This window comes from Anaerocolumna cellulosilytica, from assembly GCF_014218335.1.
GTDB classification, from domain to species: Bacteria; Bacillota; Clostridia; order Lachnospirales; family Lachnospiraceae; genus Anaerocolumna; species Anaerocolumna cellulosilytica.
Window position 1 is genome coordinate 5122645 of the sequence record NZ_AP023367.1, and the last position, 18762, is coordinate 5141406.

Annotated in this window: 16 protein-coding genes; 5 read left to right on the forward strand and 11 right to left on the reverse strand. The window is 37.9% G+C overall.

The genetic code is table 11. The features are described 5' to 3' along the window. Positions 1–5: 5 nt before the first annotated feature. Positions 6–1082: an FAD:protein FMN transferase gene (locus tag acsn021_RS21395; protein ID WP_184092047.1), complete on the reverse strand. Its 1077-nt coding sequence runs from the start codon at positions 1080–1082 to the stop codon at positions 6–8. A 463-nt stretch (positions 1083–1545) separates the two neighbouring features. On the opposite strand from acsn021_RS21395, the gene rsxC reads away from it, so the two are divergent. The 4 genes from rsxC to acsn021_RS21415 all read left to right on the forward strand — a co-directional run bounded on the left by rsxC (position 1546) and on the right by acsn021_RS21415 (position 6381). Next, positions 1546–2904 (forward strand): electron transport complex subunit RsxC, encoded by a 1359-nt coding sequence (gene rsxC, locus acsn021_RS21400; RefSeq protein ID WP_184092049.1) that lies wholly within the window; start codon positions 1546–1548, stop codon positions 2902–2904. After that, positions 2905–3882, forward strand: coding sequence for an RnfABCDGE type electron transport complex subunit D (locus tag acsn021_RS21405; protein ID WP_184092051.1), 978 nt, complete (start codon positions 2905–2907; stop codon positions 3880–3882). Positions 3883–4096: 214 nt separating this feature from the next. Further along, positions 4097–5491 (forward strand): FMN-binding protein, encoded by a 1395-nt coding sequence (locus acsn021_RS21410; RefSeq protein WP_184092053.1) that lies wholly within the window; start codon positions 4097–4099, stop codon positions 5489–5491. Positions 5492–5565: 74 nt separating this feature from the next. Then, a complete protein-coding gene (locus acsn021_RS21415; RefSeq protein ID WP_184092055.1) occupies positions 5566–6381 on the forward strand; it encodes a hypothetical protein in 816 nt (271 codons plus the stop codon). Between the two features lie 18 nt (positions 6382–6399). On the opposite strand, the gene acsn021_RS21420 is transcribed toward acsn021_RS21415, so the two are convergent. The 9 genes from acsn021_RS21420 to acsn021_RS21460 all read right to left on the reverse strand — a co-directional run bounded on the left by acsn021_RS21420 (position 6400) and on the right by acsn021_RS21460 (position 16730). Beyond that, positions 6400–6765, reverse strand: a complete 366-nt coding sequence (locus tag acsn021_RS21420) for a NusG domain II-containing protein (RefSeq protein WP_184092057.1) — start codon at positions 6763–6765, stop codon at positions 6400–6402. Positions 6766–6884: 119 nt separating this feature from the next. Then, a complete protein-coding gene (locus acsn021_RS21425; RefSeq protein WP_243182309.1) occupies positions 6885–8048 on the reverse strand; it encodes an MFS transporter in 1164 nt (387 codons plus the stop codon). Then, positions 8045–8929 carry a PRD domain-containing protein gene (locus acsn021_RS21430; protein WP_184092059.1) on the reverse strand — a complete coding sequence of 295 codons (885 nt, stop codon included), beginning with the start codon at positions 8927–8929 and terminating at the stop codon, positions 8045–8047. The genes acsn021_RS21425 and acsn021_RS21430 overlap by 4 nt, the downstream gene beginning before the upstream one ends. A 114-nt stretch (positions 8930–9043) precedes the next feature. Next, positions 9044–10459: a glycoside hydrolase family 1 protein gene (locus acsn021_RS21435; protein ID WP_184092061.1), complete on the reverse strand. Its 1416-nt coding sequence runs from the start codon at positions 10457–10459 to the stop codon at positions 9044–9046. Positions 10460–10483: 24 nt separating this feature from the next. Then, complete coding sequence (locus acsn021_RS21440) at positions 10484–12385, reverse strand: beta-glucoside-specific PTS transporter subunit IIABC (protein WP_184092063.1); 1902 nt, start codon at positions 12383–12385, stop codon at positions 10484–10486. Between the two features lie 486 nt (positions 12386–12871). Further along, a complete protein-coding gene (gene cysK, locus acsn021_RS21445; RefSeq protein WP_184092065.1) occupies positions 12872–13804 on the reverse strand; it encodes a cysteine synthase A in 933 nt (310 codons plus the stop codon). Between the two features lie 261 nt (positions 13805–14065). Then, complete coding sequence (locus tag acsn021_RS21450) at positions 14066–14860, reverse strand: hypothetical protein (protein ID WP_184092067.1); 795 nt, start codon at positions 14858–14860, stop codon at positions 14066–14068. 177 nt (positions 14861–15037) lie between these two features. Then, entirely contained in the window at positions 15038–15484 is a 447-nt protein-coding gene (gene dtd, locus acsn021_RS21455; RefSeq protein ID WP_184092069.1) for a D-aminoacyl-tRNA deacylase, read from the reverse strand. 82 nt (positions 15485–15566) lie between these two features. Then, positions 15567–16730, reverse strand: a complete 1164-nt coding sequence (locus acsn021_RS21460) for a phosphopentomutase (protein ID WP_184092071.1) — start codon at positions 16728–16730, stop codon at positions 15567–15569. A gap of 208 nt (positions 16731–16938) precedes the next feature. On the opposite strand from acsn021_RS21460, the gene acsn021_RS21465 reads away from it, so the two are divergent. Beyond that, on the forward strand, positions 16939–17625 hold the full coding sequence (locus tag acsn021_RS21465) for a phosphatase PAP2 family protein (protein ID WP_408626134.1): 687 nt from the start codon (positions 16939–16941) through the stop codon (positions 17623–17625). 120 nt (positions 17626–17745) lie between these two features. Here acsn021_RS21465 and acsn021_RS21470 read toward each other — a convergent pair whose 3' ends face one another. Further along, positions 17746–18762, reverse strand: a complete 1017-nt coding sequence (locus tag acsn021_RS21470; protein ID WP_184092075.1) for a glycosyltransferase family 2 protein — start codon at positions 18760–18762, stop codon at positions 17746–17748.

Below are 18762 nucleotides of genomic sequence, written 5' to 3' on the forward strand. Positions count from 1 at the left end.
TTATCCTATTGTTCTTCTGAAATTTTTATATTCTCCCTAAATCCCTTGGTATAATGTATCTGATAATCTTCTGTAATAAACACGGCATAAACATCATCCATACTTTCTATCAACTCTGTCCCCTTTTCCAATCCTAAGGCAAAACAGGTTGTACTAAGCCCCTCTCCATCTACGGAGCTTTTTGATATAATGGTAACTGAAATCAATCCCATATTAACAGGATAACCGGTAGCGGGGTCTAATATGTGATGGTATAGTACATTATCCTTTATAAAATATCTTTCATAAATCCCCGAAGTTACTACTGACCTATCTTTTAATTCCATCGTAGCCACAATTTCATTTCGGTCAGCAAAAGGTTTTTGAATACCTACTTTAAACGGCCTGCCATCGGGTTTTTCTCCTACACATAGTACATTCCCGCCTAAATTTATCATCGCGCTTTTTACACCACGTTCCAGAAGATAGTCTTTAATTAGGTCTGCTATGTACCCCTTTGCCACAGCACCAAGATCGATACCCATACCTTCTTTTTTAAACCCTGCTATTCCATCCTTTAACTCTATATCTTCATAGCCGATTCTGGTGACAGCTTCTGCCAGCTGTTCTTTTTCCGGTACTACGGCTTCTGTGCTTGTAAAATTCCACAATGAGGTAGCAGGTTCCACTGATATATCAAATATCCCTTTTGATATATCACTGTAATAATATCCTCTTTCCAATAAATCATACAAGATATCAGACACTTTATAACCACTTTTATCTTCCGCTTTCTCTAAAAGCCCATGGTTTAAACGGTATAATTCACTCGTTTCTGAGGTTCTGCTGAATATTTGTTCATATTTGTCACACAATTCCATAACACCATCTAACACAGATTCATCCTGGGTATCATACAGGGTTATGTTAATAACAGTATTTAACTTAAAGGCATTTCTAGAAATAGGTGTTGTCTGGACTTCTTCTTTTTTAACATTTTTGCAGCCGGTTAGTAATATTAGAGACAGGATTGTTAATACTATACCTAGAGAAAAAATTTTTTTAGAATACTTGCTTTTAATAGACTTGTTTCGTTTACTCATAATGATAGAAATACCTGTTTGTTATACAGCACCTGTCCTAAAAGACAGAACGCCGTCCTTTCATTTTATTATTGTGTATCCTATTGTAAAGCATAATTTATACTCTGATTTTAGAAAGCATTATTCTATGCCAGAGTGTCTGCAAGTAAACATTTACAGTTAATTCCTGTAAATATCTTTATTATACTGTCTTTGAATGCATTTGCTTACATTACTGTTATTTTATAGAAATCAAAGCTAACTGTCAAGGCGGGTATTGTTAAAACAATGACGGATTTAGACCAAAACTCTTTACTGAAATGTTTAATTATGTTAAAATAACTTAGTTGGTTCACATAGATAAAATCTGCCTACAGCATGAAAACTGCCCGCGGCTTTCATATCTCCTAAAGTACTAAAGTTTTGGTTTAATTGTTATTAGAATAACAATGCTTTTACATAACAATTTTAGGAGGAATAACCAATGCTTTGTAAAAAATACAGCGGCTTTTTTGGAGGAATTCATCCCGCCGACGGCTCAGACAAAGAATTAAGCTTACAATCTCCTATTGTAAGTGTAACTCCAGATGTTGTTGAGATATCTTCTGAACAATCAACAGGAAGTATCTGTCACTTTAAGCCGGTAATCGGCGATAAGGTAACGCTTGGAGACCTTATCGGCATACCGAAAAACTTTACTGCTGTAAACCTTCACGCCAGTATCTCAGGTACCGTTACGGATATAAAGACTTATGAATATCCAAGAACCGGCGCACAGGTTACTTTCTTAAGAATAGAAGGAAACGGCAGAGCGGCTGTAAAGACAAATCAGGAATATCGTTTCAAATTAATGGATATAAGCCATTTATCCAGAGAGATCCTTCTAAATAAAATGAAAGAGGGCGGTTTAACCGGTATGGGCGGCGCAGGCTTTCCCACCCATATAAAATATGAAACGAAGCAGCCTATTGATATGGTCTTAATTAATGCGGCAGAGTGCGAACCTTATTTAACCTGTGACCACAGATTAATGCTAGAATATGGCATGGAACTCATTAACGGCATAAATCTTCTTATTAAAGCAGCAGGTGCTCAAAAAGCAATCCTATGCTTAGAAGATAATAAAAAAGATGCCGGCTTGTATCTTGAAAATTTAATATCCGGCCTTAATGTCCCAATAAGCATAAAGCTATTGCCTACCAGGTATCCTCAAGGAGGGGAACGCCAGCTAATTCAGGCAGTTACTAATACAATGGTTCCAATAGGAGGTCTTCCTGCCGATATCGGGATTATTGTAAACAACGTAGCAACCGCAAAAGCCATGGCTGACCTTGTATTCGGGGATACACCCTTAATTGCAAGGTGCGTAACTGTAACAGGAAAGGTGAAGAATCCAGGTAATTACTATGTTCCTTTAGGTACCAGTTATTCTTCCCTTCTACATCTTGCAGGAGGGATTACTACCTTAAACAACAAGGTAATTCTAGGAGGACCAATGACAGGCAATTGCGTCGGTATTGACGTAACAGAAGCAGATGTATACGGAAGTGTTACCAAAACTTCCTCAGCCATTATAGTGCTTGAGAACAGCTCCCTTACGGAAACTCCCTGCATTCGCTGTGGTGCCTGCGTAAGAATCTGTCCGGCAGGAATACACCCCTTTAAAATTGACAATGCATACTTAAGAGAGGATTTGTCAATTTGCGAGAAATTATTTGCGACGGAATGCATTGGCTGCGGCAGTTGTTCTTATGTCTGCCCGGCCAAAAGGGAATTAGCTCGCAGGAATATCTCTGCGAGGAATGAAGTCAAAAAAATACGCAGGGAAAGGCAGGTAAAATAAATGCAAAGCAAGAAAGAATATCTGTTATCAAAAAAAATGCCCCATATCCGTTCTGTGATTACAACCAGACAGATTATGGTGGATGTAGCTATTGCATTACTGCCTGCTCTGATTGGTGCTGTATATTTTTTTGGCTACCGTTCCCTGCTGCTTGTATTGGTCAGTGTTATAACCTGTGTATTTTTTGAATTCCTATGGCAGAAGCTCAGACATGAACCGGTACTCATCGGTGATTTCAGTGCAGTTGTTACGGGAATCCTGCTTAGCTTCAACGTACCGGTAACTACTCCTTACTGGGTAGTGATTGCTGCTGGCTTTTTTTCCATTGTAATTGCAAAACAGTTCTTTGGAGGCATTGGCAGCAACTTTGCCAATCCTGCGTTAATGGGCAGGTTATTTATCATGACTTTTTATCCCGGTTCCATTGCTTCTTATGTTACTACCTATCATAACGGAGCAGATGCAATCAGTTCAGCTACGGTGTTATCTGCCGCCAAAAGCGGACACCCCCTGACGGATGTTTCCTACCTTGACATGTTCCTTGGCAATATACCCGGTTCCTTGGGAGAGACCAGTAAGTCATTACTGCTGGCAGGTTTTCTCTATTTGTGCTATAGAAAGGTTGTAAATGTTCAGATAGCAATTACTTATATTATAACAGTAATCGCCATAACATTTACCTTTGGCGGAGATGCTTTATTCACTGGTGACATTTTTACAAATCTGCTTGGAGGCAGTTTAATTCTTGGGGCATTTTATATGCTTACGGATTATTCCTTTGCTTCAGCAGCCGGAAAAATTTTTATGGGTGTTATCGCCGGTGTTGTAACTGCCGGCATACGCATCTGGGGTATTTATCCGGAGGGTGTCTGCTATGGAATTTTAGCAGCAAACTGCCTTCTGGCTTTCATCGAAAGATTAAAACCTCCCTGCGTATATGGAATGAAAGCAAAACCCCGTAAAAAACTTCACATTTAACAGTATTATACCTTAAGCAATTTTCTCAACGCTTCTGCTTAAGGCTGGCTGGTGGTAAAAACAATAATAAGGAAGCCACACGGTAACTACCAGCTTGATTCATGTGGCAGTATTGCAGGCAAGCCTCAATGTAAAAAGGTATAAAGTTGAATAAAAAATGCGTATTCAACTATTTATTTTAAGAACGCGTCGCAACGCGCAGATAGGTATGTAAATGAAAAAAAACAATAAACTAACCGGAATTATTACGTTAGCTGTTGTAGCAGTTCTGGCAGTCGTAATCATTATAGGCACTAATGTCCTAACAAAGAAAAACAACGCTCCATCTAACGGAGCAGACTCTATTGACCTTACCGGCTACTCCAATACCGGCAATATTATTATCCGCTCCGCCTCTGAGGTAAAAGCAGATGATGGTTCCTTGGAAGGTTATCTTGTAACAGTGGCTTCCAAAGGGTTTGGTGGAGATATCTACATGGATGTAACCTTTGACCAAACTGGTGATACTGTAAAATCCTTAGTAATCAACGAGCATAAAGAAACTGAAGGTTACGGTTCAAAGATTACTGAAGAAGCTTTTTTAAGCCAGTTTAACGGCCTTACTGCTCCTGTTTCTTTAGCTGGTGCAGGGACTGAAAGTGCAGCGCAAGCTGCTCCTACTGAAGCCGCTCCGGTTGAAACTACAACGTCTGCTAATGAAACCGTTACCTTAGCAGATGGAACTTATGTTGCTGAAACTGAAGGTTATAAGGCAAATGGTTATAATGATAAAGTATCCTTAACAATTGCTGGCGGGAAAATTACTGAAGTACTTTGGGATGCTTACAATGAAGCCGGCGAATTAAAGAGCGTATTATCTGCTGACGGTGCATATGAAATGACAAAAGATGGCCCTACCTGGCAGGAACAGGCTGTTGCTATTGCTGATTTTGTGGTACAGAATCAGTCAACAGATGCAATTGCTATGAATGCCGAAGGAAAAACGGATTCCGTATCCGGAGTAAGTATTTCTGTAAACACTTTTGTTTCCTTAGTAAAACAATGCTTACTTCAGGCTTCTCCTAAGTCTTTACAAGATGGAACATATACAGCACAGGGTACCGAAAGCAACGGTTATACCGGAATCGTTACTCTTGTAGTTGAAAACGGTGCTATTACTTCCGTAGTATGGGATGCAAAAGATGCTAAGGGAGAATTTAAAAGCTACTTATCTTCTACCGGAAAATATGTAATGGTGGAAGGAAATCCTACCTGGAAGGAACAAGCTGATGCATTAGCTGCATTTGTTATTGAAAATCAGTCTACTAGTGGTATAGTTTTAAATGAACAGGGCAAAACTGATAGTGTAGCTGGTGTCAGTATCTCTGTGAATGAATTCATAAGTTTAACTGAGGAGTGCTTAACCAAAGCAGCTTCCGGTGATGTATCCTCCGACAATGGTGGTGAAACACCTGATGCTACACCTACTGAAACACCTTCAACAGACGATAGCGAAAAGGCTCCTGGCACAATTGATGGAGTGTCCGGTGCTACGGTTTCTTCAACTGCTGTTGTTGATGGTATCAATAAAGCACAATCCTTCATTAAAGATTTTGTTCTAAAAAAATAATGTTATAGATAAGGATTGCTGTAAAATATAATTATGTATTTTATAGCAATCCTTTTTTAGGAATGGAGTATATTATGAAGCTTAAATATCCGATTGAATCCTTTGCACTTTTATTTGTCATTGCCTCAGATACCCTGAGAAATTCGCTGGTCTTTGGAAGCCTGTTCTTGGTGCTCTTACTTTGCGGTTTTGTAATACGAGACTTTTGCGAACCTATAAATACTCCGCTGATTCAAAAATTAATATTATGGATAAGTCTGCCCTCCTTAACCTATGTACTCTTTAATCTTGTTTATTTTTATATTTTAAAAGAAGAACTTACGCCTCAAAATATTTTACTCCTTCTAATTACCGGAGGATATATGGCTATGTTTTATGCAGCCGGACTAAAGGATACTTTTTTAGAAACTGTCCCTCCTGAGATAACAGAGACAAAGGATACTCTGTGGGATGTTCTTAAAGAAAACCTGGTTGCCTATTCAATATTTATTGCTGCCGGAGCAGTCAGGGAGTTTCTCTCAAAGGGCGGTCTTCTTGGCTATACTTTTATAGATTCTTTCTTTATAACAAATACTTTTGAATCATTAATAGCAGGTTTTCTTTTCGCAGGAATCGGCCTCTCCCTTGTTCATTATATTATCAACAAGGGTTGTACCAGCAGACATAACAGCTTATGGGTAGTACTTCCTGTTGTCCTGCTTTATCAACCTTTTACCATCGAAAATATAAATGAAGTTATTAGTTTTCTTTTAAGCACTACCGTATCTGTACTATTTATCATATCTGTACAGAAGCGTCTTATCTTTTCCTGTACCAGTCAGGGAATAAAAAAAATCCCCATAGAATTGGTTTCCATGGGGTTTATCTACATGATTTTAAAGGCTTTCTAGAACCTTATTGTTGCTGGATTAATTGGCCACACCATCTAGTTCACTTTCAGCATCACCTTTTATCTCTACCACAACTTTATTCGGCAGACAGATAATGCTCTCCTTAACACTATGAATGCTTTTCTGGTGTACACACAATTCGTCTGGGCAGGAAGCTGCGGTTACGTCTGCATATCCATCCTTAATAACCAGATGGTTAGAGCCGCCTCCAGGCACCTCTATATCCGTTTCTATATCTTTATTCAGGGGAAATTCCTTGTAAAATTTACCATCAATGGTAACTACTACTTTATCTCCTTCTTTTCGGTTATTATTAAAGTAAAAAAAGGCTCCCACTGCAATTACTAATAAAATGCCTATCAGTATAATATCATTTCGTTTCACAATATAGCCATACCCTTTCCGAAACCTGCTAGCATAAACCACAGGCACAAATTTGGTTGCGTAACAACTTTTACATTATAACCGAAATTATGCCAAGCCGCAATAGCAATAAAGCAAACTCAACCTTTCTTACTCTGACAGGCATAAAAAATACTAACTGCCACACCTCCAAGAACTGCTATCACTGCTAAAATCAGATAGCCTGTTTTCATGCTGTATCTTACAGCTGCTTCTCCTGTAAATATCGGAAAGAACGTCATGCCTAAAGCATAAAATGCCTGATAGAAACCCATAGCCGTTGATTTATTCTGAACAGGGATATCAATCATTGCTTCAGAGGTTACATAAGAGAAAAGAATTCCGGTAGACATACCGGGTAAAATCTGTAATAAAAATATAAGGGGAATGGAGTTTACTCTGGGTACTAGTATACAATAGACGGCAACAATTAAAAGTACTGCCGGAATCCAGAATTTAGGTCCTATTTTCGTACAGAACTTGGAGGACGCAAAACCGGAAAAGCTAACTGCAGATATCATATATACAATCGACGCCATTCCTACTATGGCTCCTGTTGCTCCCAGATCTTTTAAAATCTGGGAGGTAAAGGACATCGTTGTAGTTAATTGAATTCCCTGTTGAATCAATGCTATGAGCGAAAACATCCAGATTCTCTTTTTGGTACATACACCCAGCAGCTGTTTTAATGGAATGTGCTTTATTACTTCCTTCTCTTCTTGTAAAGATAAGCCAAGCAGACAAGCAATGATACCTGCTAAAAGACTTAATATACAGATAAACTGCATTCCGGTTCTATCATACAGCACAGTGCTGGCTATGAATCCCAAAAGTATACCGGCATTATTAAAAAGTATAATACGGCTGGTTGCCGCTTGTTGTTCTTCTTTCGGATATCCTTCTGTATAAAAAACCATAAAAGATATCCACATGGAAGAAGCCAGTCCTGAAAATAGATTGGCAATTAAAAAGCCTGTTCCTCCGGGCGTAAATATACGAAGCAGGGAGGCTGCTCCCGATGCTAGACATCCCAGTAAAATAAAGGGTTTATGTAACCCTGCCGTATCAGCCAAAAGACCAACCGGCAAACGAAGTATTAACTGGGATATACCATAGGCACCTACTATAATACCGGCAAAGCTGCTGGTAACTCCACAGGCTGCTAAAAACATTGTCTGATATGGAATATATACGTATTGGGCAAACCAGAATAAGACAACCATACTTAAAAAAGTTGCTTCCTGGTATTTTGCTGTTTTTTTCACGAAGAACTCCCGTCTGTCTCCTCAATGCTGTCTTTTTTCTGCTTATTTTCTTCTAACACCCTATGGATATGGATGGTAAGATATAATTCTTCCGGGGCTGTTAAATCCGTATGGAATTTTTCAGTAATATACTTTCCGATTTTTTTTACACAAGCGTATTCTTTACGGCAATTTGTCACAATCTGTTCATATAAAAAGTCGTTTTGTTCCTCCGGTAACTGACAGTCCGTAAGCAGTCTTTGCACAAACAGCCTCAGGTGGGTAGTAAACCGAGAATAGGAAATACTGTCTTCATCGTAGCATAATACAAAATTATACTTAACAATGTCCAGTATATCCTTAACGGTTTCCGTTATTATCCGGTTGTTGGCGTTATAAGGGTTATTATGCTGGGCATTAATAAAATGAAAGGCGATATTTCCTGCCTCATCAACAGGCAAATCCAAGTTTAATTTGTCTTTAATTAGCTGCAGGGCAAATACTCCCACCTGATATTCATTGGGACTAAATTTTTTCATTTCGGAAATATAAAAATTTTCAATTACAATCCCCTTCTCCATTCGTTTTACAACAAAGGATAAATGATCCGTTAAGGAAAGGTAAATATGTTCCATTAACTCCATCTGATAATTTTCAACCCCATAATCAATAATCGTTTTTGCTAATTCAAAAAATGTGCTGTCGATTTCAGCTGCCAGCCGGATAATATTTTTAGAAATATCTTTATCTTTCATAACAAAGACTTTCTCAATCTCTTCTTTCCGTAACTGGTAACCGATTGCTTTATTAAAGCCTATGCCTTTGCCCATGAGTATAATCTCATGTCCGGTATCATCCAGTGCAAGTATTAAAGAATTATTCAACACCTTTACGACACGCATTCTAACTCCCATCTGTGTGCTCTAGTGTTAATAGCACTTATGCTATCTGCACTTGCACACGTAAAATCAGGGTGTGAAATTGCTTTTATTTCACACTACCCCCATGCTTTTACTTTATAAAACTTCTCCATTGGTCTTAATAACATTCTTATACCAGTAGTAGCTATCCTTTTTAATTCTCTCTAGGCCTTTTAAGTCGTGGTCATCCCTATTCACATAGATAAAACCATATCTTTTCTTAAAACCTTGATGGGAGCTTAATAAATCCATGACTGACCAAGGGGAATAGCCCATCAATTCAACGCCGTCTTCTATTGCTAGTGCACAAGCCTCAATATGACCTCTCAGATATTCAATACGATAATCATCATGCACTTTCTTATCTTCCGTTAATACATCAGCCGTTCCAAGTCCATTCTCCGTTACAATAAGCGGCAGACGGTAACGCTGATAATATTCATTTAATACAATCCTTAGCCCCATGGGGTCAATTTGTGCACCGTATTCACTGGCTGTTAAATTCGGATTTTTTTCATCCCTAAAGTAACCATACTGATCAAAATCCACTTCGTTGGTTCTGCATATACGGCTTCCTACGGGATGTTCCTCATCAGCAGGGAGGTATCTTGCACAAAGAGTTCTATAGTAATTAAGAGCTATATAATCCATTTTAGCACCTTTTAGAATTTCTTTATCTCCCTCTTCCATTACAGGGACAATATTTCTTTCCTTCAGATAGCGCATATAATAACCTGGATATTCTCCTGTAAAATGAATGTCAAGACAATAATTAGTTTTAAACCAATCATTCATCTTGGCTGCCCATACATCCTCCGGCTTATTGCTATGGGCATACGTACAAGTAGAAGATACTGCCGGGCCTATTTTACCATCCGTTACAATTGCATGGCAGGCTTTAACCGCAAGGGCATGTGCCAAAAACATGTGATAGTCCATCTGGGCTCTCATTCTGTCTGCCTTTAAAGGATCTTCTTCAGAGATATTCATACGTTCATCAACACGTATCATCAGATTCTGCTCATTATGCACCTGCCAGTACTTTACTCTGTCTCCAAAGGCTTCAAAGCATACTTTTGCGTAACGTTCAAAAGCAAATGCACATTCTCTAGATTCCCAGCCATTATATTTTTCTACCAGTGCGTAGGGAAGGTCAAAATGATACAATGTTATGAAAGGTATAATTCCATGTTCCAACATACAGTCGATTACATTGTTATAAAAATCGATACCCTTTTGATTTATGTCACCATCACCTTTTGGAATAATTCTTGCCCAGGAGATGGAGAAACGGTAGATTTTTAATCCCATTTCTTTCATTAGAGCAATATCTTCTTTATAGCGGTGATAGAAATCACTTGCAACCTTACTATCTGCCTGTAGATGGGAACGTTTAAAGGAATTAAAGTCTGCAACCGTTTTTCCTTTGCCGTCTTCCTCCCAACCGCCTTCAATCTGGAAGGCGGAGGAAGAAGCACCCCATAAAAAGTTCTCTGGGAATTGTTTATTCATTTTAAATGCTCCTTTCAAATCTGCTTAAGCTTCAATTTTAATTACATTCGTATTAACAGTAACGCGTTCGCCGCTAATTCCGGCAACCTTGCCAAACTCATCTGTATTGCTTACAATAACGGGAACGATTGTTTCAAAACCTGCTTCTTTTATCTTTGCAATATCAAAGGATAGAAGTTTTGTACCTTTTACTACGTGGGTTCCTTCCTCAACATGCTTTTTAAAGTACTTTCCTTCCAGATTAACAGTATCAATACCAACATGAATGATAAGTTCTGCACCATTGTCCAATTTTAAACCAAGCGCATGAAGGGTTGGATATACCATGAGTACAGTACAATCTTCCGGTGCTACGACTTCACCCTTGTCAGGTATAATGGCAATACCTTTTCCCAAAGCCTCTGAAGAAAATACTTCATCGCTTACTTTACTTAACGAAACTGCTTTTCCTTCTACTGGAGAAGAGATTGTAATACTTGCATTCGTAACATCTGCACTAACAGCTTCTATAGTTCTAGAAATACTTGTGTTATTATCAACTTTTGCTTTTGTTCCATTGTTTGTACTTAATTCATCAAAGCCTACTAAGTAAGTCAATATGGCTGCGCCAAAGAAAGCAACCGCGATACCCGCTAAGTAGAATAAGAATTTTGCTAAACCAAATGCTGCATAGGTCGCTAAGGTTAATACACCGTTGTTGGCAAAAGCATCGCCATAAACACCGCCTGCACCCATAATAGCACCACCGATGGCACCACATATTATGGCACATACCATTGGTTTCTTTAATCTTAAGTTACAACCGTAAATAGCCGGCTCTGTAATACCGCAGACAGCTGCGGAAATCATAGCAGAAGCTGCTACTGTCTTTAAGTTTTTATCACGGGATTTTAACATAACACCCAGTGCTGCGCCACCTTGAGAAAAGTTGGCAGCACCTGCAAAAGCTAAAAGGTTCTGACGGCCAAACTGGGCAACATCATTAATTCCAATCGGCAATAAAGCCCTATGTGCACCGAATACTACAAATACGCCCCACATACCACCGACAAAGGCTCCGCACAGAATCGGACTGATATTCATCATTCCGGTATATAAAAAGTTTATAACATTTCCAATATAAATTCCGATAGGACCGAATACCATAAAAGTTGCCGGTACCATAACAAACAGAGATATACCAGGTACTAATATAATCTTTAGTACTTCAGGTATTACTTTCTCTAAAAACTTCTGTACGTAAGACAGTATGAATACACCGATTATAATAGGTATAACGGAGGACGCATAATTAGCTTTTGTAATCGGTATACCAAACATTTGAACCGCATCTTGTCCCGTCATTAAGGCAACAATAGCCGGATAACACATGGTACCACCAAGTGCCATTGCTATAAATTCGTTTGCTTTAAATACCTTAGCACAGGTATATGCCAGTATAATAGGCATAAAATAAAAGATTGCATCCGTTGCACCAAGTAATAAAGTATACGTTTGATTAGTGGTTATATCTCCGCCGCCATTTGCTACTATAATTTTAGCAATGGTTAAAAACCCTTTCATTAAACCGGATGCAGCAATTGCAGGCACCATAGGTGTAAACATCGCAGAAACAGCGATTAACAATCTGTTCCATATATTACCTTTTTCCTGCGGTTCACGTTCGGTACTGTTTTCATCAATATCCACCATAGGAAGAATTGCTTCATATACTTTTGTAACCTTAGCACCCAGCACTACCTGTAACTGTCCTCCGCTTTCAACAACGGATATAACGCCTTCTAAGTGTCCTAATACTTCCTTATCCGCTTTTTTAAAATCTTTTAAAACAAAACGTAATCTAGTAAAACAATGGGTTAACCCTTTTACATTAGAAGCTCCGCCCACATTGTCTAAAATGTCTTTCGCTATTCTTTGATAGTCCATAAGTAATTCCTTTCAAGGTTATTTTTCATCTTCCTAATGGCCAGCTAGAAAAATGAACACAAAAAAAGACCCAATTGAAACGATAATACTATATCGAAAGCTATGCTTTCTCCATAATAACGCTCAATCCGATCTTGCCTGCATTACCAGTAACACGTCGTCTTACCAAGTTGTTATTCAACTAAGACTATACTACCATACTATTCGTTATTATGCAATAGAAATCCGTTAAATTCTACATTATTTTTGCCATACACATCTGATTTTTGTTATTTATATCCAACCATAATGTCGTTTTTATTTATTTGAATACGATTATTATCTATCATTTAGCATAATCGTATGCTTAATTCCCCCATATTCTCTACCAGTAAGGTGTTATTACATTATAGATAGGACAAAATAAGAAGCTTCATGAAAATAAAATCATGGAGCTTCTTCTATCATTCCTATTCGTTATATAAATCGCTTTATTTGAAAGCTTTATTATTCAGCAAATAATGGTGTAGACAAGTATCTTTCGCCTGTATCCGGCAATACAACAACGATTGTTTTGCCTTCATTTTCAGGGCGTTTTGCCACCTGAAGCGCAGCCCACGCAGCCGCACCAGATGAAATACCGACTAAAAGACCTTCGCTCTTTGCAATTGCTTTACCAGTTGCAAAAGCATCTTCATTTTCTACTGTGATAATCTCATCATATACTTCTGTATTAAGCACCTTAGGAACAAAACCAGCACCAATACCTTGAATCTTATGAGGCCCAGGAGTTCCTTTGGATAGTATCGGTGAAGCACTCGGCTCTACAGCGATTACCTTTACATTAGGGTTTTTACTCTTTAAGTACTCCCCAACACCGGTAATGGTACCGCCGGTACCGATACCTGCAACCAGGATGTCAACTTTACCGTCTGTGTCTTCCCAGATTTCAGGACCGGTTGTATTTTTATGCACTTCCGGATTTGCTGCATTAATGAATTGACCTGGAATGAAGGAATTGGGAGTTTCTTTTGCCAATTCTTCCGCTTTGGCAATTGCACCGTTCATACCCTTTGCACCTTCTGTTAATACTAATTCAGCACCATAGGCTTTTAACAGGTTTCTACGTTCAATACTCATAGTCTCAGGCATTGTAAGAATAATCTTATATCCTCTTGCCGCAGCTACGGAAGCCAGACCGATTCCTGTGTTACCACTGGTTGGCTCAATAATTGTTGCACCTGGCTTTAAAACACCCTTTGCTTCTGCATCATCGACCATTGCCTTTGCAATTCTGTCTTTTACACTGCCAGCGGGATTAAAATATTCTAATTTAGCAACTACAGCTGCTTTTGCCTCATTGTCCTTACCGAACTTTACAAGTTCTAGCAGAGGGGTTCTACCTATTAAGTCTGTAATGTTTTTTGCTATCTTTGCCATATCCTTCTCTCCTTTAATCTATAAAATATATGAAAAACATTAAGTTCTATTTGCTATAAATATAATCTAACACAGGGAAAATCATTTGTCAATGATTATTTTATCATTTCATATATGATTACTATGCTTTAAAATTTACACCTGACGTCAAGGCCCTATGTAAATAAAAATACACCATAAGCTTTACTCAATAGCTGCATTACCACTGAAACGTCCCTGCTAAGTATAAAGTCTTAAGGTGTATTTATTAAATATATTATTCTATTTGTTATTGTTTATCTGAATGTATTTTTTCATGGTTATCTGCCCTTTTAAAGGAAATGGAAGCTTCAGTAATAAATCATACGTTGCCAAAAGCTCTAACGTACTGTACACCTGGCCGCTTTGTTGGATTTCTTCCATAATTTTTTTAGAAAGTCCAAGTTCTTTTAAAGAAATGGTGTTTTCTTCTTCTGCCTGATTTCCTGCTTTAGAAAGTGTGAGGATACCTTCATATTTATTTTTGTTTCGCATAAAATAGTTCTGAACTGTAAAGCCCTCTATGCTCTCCGGTAACAGCCTTTTTATCTCTTCTGTCAGTATAACCCCATCTGTACCAACGCCCCAACTCCCCTTTTCATTGATAATTCGAAAATATGGTTCTTTATCTGTGCACTTCATGGTCAGACTGCCAATAGTATCTATACCGGCTTCCGGTTTTTCTACTATTTTATTGGTTTTAAAGTAATACTTTATTCCAAGTTGCGCCCTGCCTTGTTCTAGTAGGCTGGTAAGAATTGCTTCTGTCCCATCAAAACCTATTATATCTTTTCCATAGTTATAATAGGCTTCTATGCTTTGGGGTGATTGATTTTCTGCGGTAGCCTGGTGTATTAACTGCAGGTTAATACTTTCTTCCCCGTCCGTATAAAATACATACTCTGAACTGTCCCTAGGTTGTAACTTAAGACTTCCGGCTTTTGCTCCGGTTGCAGATAAACCGGAAATATCAGCTAGTCCGATTAACAACGATAGCAGCAGCCACAATACTGTCCTTAGCCCCTTTCTGCGTTGCATCTGTGCCTCCCAAAACGGTAAAACGAATTGTACACCATTATTTTACAATTCATTCTAATTATACCTTAGGACTTAATTTGTTTCAAACCAATTTAAAGAATTCGTTCGACGGGTATTACAACAAAAGTAGATAAAAACCCTTTATCTCTGCTCTAAGATACACAATTGTACAATATCTTATAAAATTTTCTCATCCAGTATTATAGTAAAAGGGCCATCATTTAATAGTTCTACTTTCATATCAGCACCAAATTCTCCTGCTTCCACCTTACCAAGCTTATCTCTACATACTTCCAGGAAGTATTCATAAAGTTCTTTTGCTTTATCTGTCCCTGCCGCCTCTAAAAAACTAGGGCGGTTTCCTTTCTTACAATCCGCATAAAGTGTAAACTGGGAGATGGCAAGGATTTCACCTTCCACATCCTTTACAGACAGATTAATTTTATTATTTTCATCACCAAATATTCTAAGCTTAATTACCTTCTCTACATACTTATCAATGATTTGCCTGGTATCTTCACTGCCGATTCCCACTAACAGTAAAAGCCCATGGTTAATTTTACCCTTCACAATACCATCAATGGTAACAGAAGCATATTTTACCCTTTGTACTACTAGCCTCATGATACTTCCCTTCTATAACTACAGCCTTCTAAAAACCGACCTGCTTACACTATTTACTTAATTTTAACCACTCACACCAGGGTTATTTTTTTATTTCGGATAAGAAAGATGTGCCTGCCGTTAATACGTTTAGTCCTAGACACTCTAAAATAGTTGCCGATATATCAGCAAAGGTGTCTCTGGTTCCCAGATTTACGCCTTCTTTTACTTTTTTACCATAAATTAAACAAGGGGTATATTCTCTGGAGTGATCTGTGGATTCCGTACTAGGATCACAACCATGGTCTGCTGTGATAATCAGTACATCCTCTTCTCTTAAACCTTCTAATAGTTCAGGCAGTCTGGTATCAAAATATGTTAAAGCTTTTGCATAGCCTTCCACATCATTCCTATGACCATACATCATGTCAAAGTCAACCAGATTTGTAAAACAGATTCCTTCAAAATCACGCTTCATATATTCTAACGTACGTTCTATACCTTCTTCATTGTTAGCAGTACGTACCATCTCTGTAACACCTTTACCGGCAAAAATATCATTGATTTTTCCAACTGCCAGTACATCCAGGTTGTTTTCCTTTATGATATCAAGCATTGTGTCCTTAGGAGGAAGCAGGGAATAATCGTGGCGCCTTGATGTTCTCTTAAAGGGAGCTTCACCCTCAAAAGGTCTGGCTATTACTCTGCCAACACCCCAGGGGCCGCTGCATAAATCCCTTGCAATTTCACAGTAACGGTATAATTCTTCGATAGGAACTACCTTTTCATGAGCAGCTATCTGGAATACACTGTCTGCTGAGGTATAAACAATTAAATCTCCGGTTTTAACATGTTCTTCACCATAATCTTTTATTACCTCTGTTCCGGAATAGGGTTTATTACAAAGTACACCCCTGCCTGTTCTCTTTGAAAACTCATCCAGTAACTCTTTTGGAAAGCCATCCGGAAATGTGGGAAGGGGCTTTTCAGATATAATTCCAGCTATTTCCCAATGACCTATTGTGGTATCTTTTCCCATAGATGCCTCTGTCATGCGGGCATAAGAACCCTCTACCTTTACAGGTTTTTCAATACCTTCTACCCCATCTAAATGAAACAATCCTAGTTTTCCCATATTGGGAGTATGAAAGCTTTCATGAGCAGCAACTGCTCGCAAGGTATTGCTTCCTTCATCTCCAAAAGCGTTGGCATCGGGTAGTTCACCAACTCCAAAACTATCTAATACAATTAAAAATACTCTTTTCATATTGCCACATCCTTTCTTTTCGCTGCCTGTCCTTCGTTTGATATACAGACATATTTCTATTAATGAGTTTTTTCCAAATATCAGAAAAGTATTTCTTACATTTTCCTTAATATGTTTGAATATTGTTTAATAAATATTGTTATCTACCACGGGGTATGCTATAATCCCTGTGAATCGCACAATTAAAGTTATCCCATCATAAGAGAGGTTGGTTTCTTTGAAACAATTAATATTAAAATATAAACACGGGTGGATACTATCTTATTTTTTTATTTATCTTGCCTGGTTTTTTGCTTTGGAAAAGTCAGTTACTACCGATTATCATCCGGTTTATATTTGGCTGGATGACTATATTCCTTTTAACGAATGGTTTGTAATTCCTTATTATTTATGGTTTTTCTATATTTTTGCTACGATTGCCTTTTTCTTTTTTACTTCAAAAGAGGAATTTTACAAGGTCACAGGGTTCTTATTTATAGGTATGACCATATGCTTAATTATATATACAGTCTGGCCCAATGGTCAGAACCTCCGTCCGGAGTTATCAACTCTTGGCAGAGACAATATATTTATCCGTATTCTTAAAAACCTGTACGCGACGGATACCTCCACTAATGTATGCCCAAGTATCCATGTTTTTAATTCCATTGGTGCCCACATTGCAATTCATAAAAGTCCTTCTTTAAAAAAATATAAATGGCTGCAAGCCGGTTCCTTTGTTTTAATGATATCTATTTGTCTTTCAACCATGTTCCTAAAGCAACATTCTGCTGTTGACGCTATTGCTGCCATTGTATTAAGCGCTGTCATGTACTTCCTTATATACGTACTTGCCGGAAATAAAGCAAAGGCTTCCAATAAGTCAAAACAGGAAAATGCATATGCCAACCTGTAACAATACAAATATTACATTTGCATGATTGTATTGTAAATTAAATTGGTACGGTTTACAATGACATTTGTCCTAAACCGTAATACCTTTTTTTAGCTTAAAATAAATATATGGTTTCGGCTATTAGCTGAAACCATATATTTTTTTGGATATTTTAAAGCCCAGTTCTACAATCTTTCTGCCGGTTCTTCCTGGCAAATTCATAGACCTTCCAAGAAATTTGTTTAAAATCTTTTTATACAACTTGGCATTAGACTTCTCCAGATACTCCCAAAGTTCCTGCTTTTTCTTTAGGCTTTCCTCTGTATTTTCCTTTATTAAATATACGGAAGATACCATCATCATCACACACAGATATTTTATCATATAATTTTTTAGTTTCTTATCCTTAATAGTCATAATATCATGGCTATCTATCATAATTTTTGTAATCCGTATCTGTTGGTCAACTCTTTTAATCATATTCTTTTCGTTGACAGACTGGTCGTCCCTGCCGATAAAATAGCGATACAAATTAACATCCAGATAGTACATAGTCTTTACAAAGGGCAAAGGCTGGTATACGAAAATATTGTCCACATAAAAGGTATGTTTTGGCAGCTTCAATCCACAATCTCTTAATAATTTTGTCCTGTAAATTGCAGCATGCATAAGAATATTCTGGCTTTGTTTAAAATACATAATATCATTCCATGTAAATACTTTATTCTGAGGCAATGCAGTCTTGTAATCAATGATTTTACGTTTATTTATACTGGGTTTTTCGTAAACGTAGTTACATATCATTAGATCCACGCTCTTTCCGTCTTCCACCAATTCCCTAAGTGTACATAGAACTTTTAGTAAATCACCTTCGTTCACCCAGTCATCACTATCTACTACCTTAAAATATAAACCGGTCGAATGGGTAAGACCGGTATTGACAGCCTCACCATGTCCTCCATTCTCCTGATGGATTACTTTAATTATATTCGGATATTTGGCGGCATACTTGTCTGCTATCTGAGGGGTATCATCAACAGAGCCGTCATCTACAATAATAATTTCCAGCTCAGTACCTCCTGTCAGAAGGGTTTCAATGGCGTGTTCCATATAGTCAGCAGAATTATAGCAGGGAATAGCCACACTTAACAATTTCAT

Excerpts from the sequence above, each read along its gene's own strand:
- acsn021_RS21440 (WP_184092063.1), bottom strand. The coding sequence starts at position 12,385 with ATGGACTATCAAAGAATAGCGAAAGACATTTTAGACAATGTGGGCGGA.
- acsn021_RS21450 (WP_184092067.1), bottom strand. The coding sequence starts at position 14,860 with ATGCAACGCAGAAAGGGGCTAAGGACAGTATTGTGGCTGCTGCTATCG.
- acsn021_RS21410 (WP_184092053.1), top strand. The coding sequence starts at position 4,097 with ATGAAAAAAAACAATAAACTAACCGGAATTATTACGTTAGCTGTTGTA.
- dtd (WP_184092069.1), bottom strand. The coding sequence starts at position 15,484 with ATGAGGCTAGTAGTACAAAGGGTAAAATATGCTTCTGTTACCATTGAT.
- acsn021_RS21470 (WP_184092075.1), bottom strand. The coding sequence starts at position 18,762 with ATGAAATTGTTAAGTGTGGCTATTCCCTGCTATAATTCTGCTGACTAT.
- rsxC (WP_184092049.1), top strand. The coding sequence starts at position 1,546 with ATGCTTTGTAAAAAATACAGCGGCTTTTTTGGAGGAATTCATCCCGCC.
- cysK (WP_184092065.1), bottom strand. The coding sequence starts at position 13,804 with ATGGCAAAGATAGCAAAAAACATTACAGACTTAATAGGTAGAACCCCT.
- acsn021_RS21430 (WP_184092059.1), bottom strand. The coding sequence starts at position 8,929 with ATGCGTGTCGTAAAGGTGTTGAATAATTCTTTAATACTTGCACTGGAT.
- acsn021_RS21415 (WP_184092055.1), top strand. The coding sequence starts at position 5,566 with ATGAAGCTTAAATATCCGATTGAATCCTTTGCACTTTTATTTGTCATT.
- acsn021_RS21405 (WP_184092051.1), top strand. The coding sequence starts at position 2,905 with ATGCAAAGCAAGAAAGAATATCTGTTATCAAAAAAAATGCCCCATATC.
- acsn021_RS21395 (WP_184092047.1), bottom strand. The coding sequence starts at position 1,082 with ATGAGTAAACGAAACAAGTCTATTAAAAGCAAGTATTCTAAAAAAATT.
- acsn021_RS21435 (WP_184092061.1), bottom strand. The coding sequence starts at position 10,459 with ATGAATAAACAATTCCCAGAGAACTTTTTATGGGGTGCTTCTTCCTCC.
- acsn021_RS21460 (WP_184092071.1), bottom strand. The coding sequence starts at position 16,730 with ATGAAAAGAGTATTTTTAATTGTATTAGATAGTTTTGGAGTTGGTGAA.